This window comes from Variovorax sp. 20P10.2.4, from assembly GCF_058244205.1.
This window is the reverse complement of sequence record NZ_JBZAYE010000740.1, coordinates 1-3,295: the sequence shown is the minus strand read 5'-3', so window position 1 is coordinate 3,295 and position 3,295 is coordinate 1. Positions and strand designations below refer to the sequence as shown.

4 protein-coding genes are annotated in these 3,295 nt (G+C 66.9%); 3 read left to right on the top strand and 1 reads right to left on the bottom strand.

Features of this window, described 5'->3' with window-relative positions; translation table 11 throughout:
* A partial coding sequence (locus AC27VN_RS36680) for a murein hydrolase activator EnvC family protein (RefSeq protein ID WP_490879817.1) occupies positions 1-347 on the top strand: 347 nt, incomplete at its 5' end.
* 534 nt (positions 348-881) lie between these two features.
* Entirely contained in the window at positions 882-1,232 is a 351-nt protein-coding gene (locus tag AC27VN_RS36675; RefSeq protein WP_093340656.1) for an H-NS histone family protein, read from the top strand.
* Between the two features lie 251 nt (positions 1,233-1,483).
* Here the strand turns inward: AC27VN_RS36675 and AC27VN_RS36670 are convergent, their stop codons facing one another.
* Positions 1,484-2,407: a helix-turn-helix domain-containing protein gene (locus AC27VN_RS36670; RefSeq protein ID WP_490879816.1), complete on the bottom strand. Its 924-nt coding sequence runs from the start codon at positions 2,405-2,407 to the stop codon at positions 1,484-1,486.
* Between the two features lie 116 nt (positions 2,408-2,523).
* Here AC27VN_RS36670 and AC27VN_RS36665 point away from each other — a divergent pair, with 116 nt between their 5' ends.
* The gene (locus tag AC27VN_RS36665; RefSeq protein WP_490879815.1) at positions 2,524-3,240 is read left to right on the top strand and encodes a hypothetical protein; all 717 of its coding nucleotides are present in this window, start codon (positions 2,524-2,526) and stop codon (positions 3,238-3,240) included.
* The last annotated feature ends 55 nt before the right edge of the window (positions 3,241-3,295 follow it).

Genomic DNA, 3,295 nt, shown 5'->3' with positions numbered 1-3,295 from the left:
CCGCGCAGGGCCAGGTGATCGCCGGCTTCAACGGCGGCAGCAACAAGGGCGTCGACATCGCCGGCAAGCTCGGCGAGCCGGTGGTTGCCGCGACCAAGGGCGTGGTCACGGTCAGCGAGACCCTGCGCGGCTACGGCAACGTGCTCATGATCGACCACGGCAGCTCGCGCATGACGGTCTACACCCACCTGCGCACCGCGCTGGTGAAGAAGGGCCAGACCGTGCAGAAGGGCCAGCAGATCGCCGAGATGGGCAATACCGACGCAGACCGGGTCAAGCTGCATTTCGAGGTTCGCGTGGGCGGGCGCGCGGTCGATCCGCGGTCCTTCCTGGCCGACGGGCGATAACCCCCGACTGACGGCGGGTCTCGCGATCCCCACCGGAATTGGGTGGACTTTGCGAATTGGGATTTCCGATCGCGCCCCGAACACGACGATCTGAATATTCCCGGCGGAGTTCTTTGTGCCCGCCCAATTGCGGACTCGACGATCCGCGGCGAATGCCGCGCCGCACAATGCCAGGCCACTCGCGGCTGCGATGAAGTCGAATGCATTCATCGATCGGGGAAGCTATTGATGTGCAGTCCGCACCCGGCTACGACTGCGGCCGGCCGGATTCCCAATGCGCCGGTCGATGCGTTGGCAAACTCCCCAATTCCCAAAATGGAATCCGAATTCCGGTTGCCAATCAGATAAAGTCGGCGGGCCGGATCCGAAAGCCGGCACGGATTGGCGATCGGCCAACGGATGCTTTTTTTGTAGACCACCTGTCGGCGACCTGTCCTGATTTCGATTTTGCGACAATTGCTGACAACGAAAAATGCGTTCGCGGCCTAATCTCGCCTGCTCTCCTCTCTCTTCACTCCAATACAAAGCATCTCCATGGCCAAGACATTCCAACAGGTCCAGAAGCAAATCGAACAACTCCAGAAAGAAGCGGATCAGCTTCGCAAGAAGGAAGCGGACGGCGTTCTCGAACGCATCCGCGAAGCCATCGAGGTGTATGGCTTCACGGCCGCCGAACTGGGTTTCGGTCGCTCGCCGGGCCGTCCGGCCGCCGCGGCGAAGCCCGCCGCGCGTAAGGGCCGCAAGGGTCGCAAGGCAGCCACGGGCAATGCGCCCAAGTTCCGGGACGACCAGGGCAATGTATGGAGTGGCCGTGGTCCGCGTCCCGGCTGGTTCAAGGCCGCGCTCGAAGCAGGCAAGTCGCCCGACGAACTGCTCGCGAAATAAAGCGACGGTCTTCGGGAAGCCCTGCTACCACCAGCGCGCCATCCCGAAGCCCGCTTCGGTGTTTTCGAATTGCACATGCGGCCCTTGCGGCCGCATGTCTTTTTTAGGGCTCGCCTGAATTGCGCAGCGACGCGGGCGGGCGTCGATCGACGGTCTGTCTTCTCGTCGGCACCGCGCCGGATACGAACCGGCGCTGGCATCAATTGACCATCGCCCGCCGAGTCCCCGCGTCATCGGGAATTGCGAGATCGCTATGCCCCGGCGCGCGGCGTCGCCGACGGCAACTCGCCGAACAGTGCCTTGTAGCGCTGCGAGAAATGGCTCAATTGATGAAAGCCCTGCGCCTCGGCCGCCTGCGACACGCTCAGTTGCGCGGTCGATGTCGCCAGCAGGCGATCGCGCACCGCATTGAGCCGCAGGCTGCGCAGGTAATGCACCGGCGTCGTGTCGGCCATCTGCCGGAAGCCGTTCTGCAGGCTGCGCCGGCTGGTGCGCAGGCGCCGGCACAGCGCATCGATGTCGGGCGGCGCGGCACCGCTGGCGGCCACGATGCGATGGCACTCCGAGACGATGAAGCTCGCCGAGCTGCCGGCCACGCCCGGTGGCGCGCCGGCCGCCCCCTCGAGCACGGCATGCAAGGCCTCGAAGGTGATGCGCGCGGCAGCTTCCTCGGCCGCGGCATCGCCGCCCTGCACCAGCCCCAGCAAGGCGTGCCGCAATCGCGCCACGGCTTCGGCCGGCGCGCGCAGCACCGGCTGCGACAGCAGGCGCAGCGCCTGCGGCGGCAACGGCCGCGCATCGAGCAGGCGGCGGAACTGCTCGGCCTCGAAGGTCACGGCCAGCAGTTCCATGCCGCGCGGGCGCTGCAAGGTGAAGTCGTCGCCCGCGCGCAGCAGGAACAGGCTGTGGTCCTCGAGCGCGCGGCCCTGCACGCGCGGAATGCCGGCGCCCTGGCCGTTGCCGACCGCGAAGCACAGCCGTCCCGCGGGCAGGCAGCCCTGCTGCACCACACGCTCGCTCATCCACTTGCGGAACACATGCACCCCGCCCGAGACCGCCTCGGCCAGCGTGCTGCGCATCACGCCCTGCGACAGCTGCAGGTAGCGCTGCTGCCATTCGGGCGCGGAGGCGCCATGCAGGTGGAAGTCGTCGAACAGGTCGAGGGTGAGGGCCATGCGTGGGCAAGGGGGCGGTGGGTTGCCAGCGTACGCCGGCCCGCGCATTTTGCCGATTTGGGTTAACGAGCGTTCGGCCTCCCGCCGCACACTGCCGGCCTCCCTGGAGTCCGACCATGGCTACAACGCTTGCATCGCATGGCCGCAAGGCCTTCACCACGGCGCTGGTCGCCTGCGCGGCGGCGCTTGCCGGCTGCGGCACGGCGCCGAACGCCCTTCCCTCTTTTCCCCCTTTTCCCTCTTCTTCTTCCAACCAGAGCAGACCCATGACCGAGGAACAGACCCGACAAGCCGTGCAAGGCGACTGGATCAGCATCGCGCCCGAAGTCCGGCCCAGTGCCGCGAAGAATGCCGACGGCACGCTCAAGCCCTTCTACCTGAAGCGTGCCTTCAAGGCCCTGCCCGACGACCGCTTCGAGCTCGCCATCGTCAATTCGGCCGACCCGAACGGCGCCGTGCCGCTCGCACGCATCCTCATCAAGGGCCACATGCTGTGGCGCGGCGCGCACCCGATCGCGGCCGGCGCGCAGAAGGTGGACTTCGTGGCCGACGAGGCCTACGAGGTCACGCCGCTGATCCAGGGCTTCGCCGACCTGCTGAACCAGGTGGCGAGCCAGGGCTATGCGAAGTGGGAGGTCAATGGCACGCAGAGCGTGTTCGGCAAGAGCTTCGCGCCCTTCGGCCTGGCAGCGGGCCGCCATTTCATGGAGTACGACCTCGTCTACCTGCGCGGCGACATGCTGTTCTGGGGCGCGCGCCACATCGACGGCCGCGGCTTCGACACCGAGCAGAACCGGCCGACCAACCTGCAGATCCCGCTGGTGCGCCCCTGATCAGCGCGCGAGCGTGGCCTCGATGAAGGCCACGGCGCGCGCCAGTCCCTGCTCG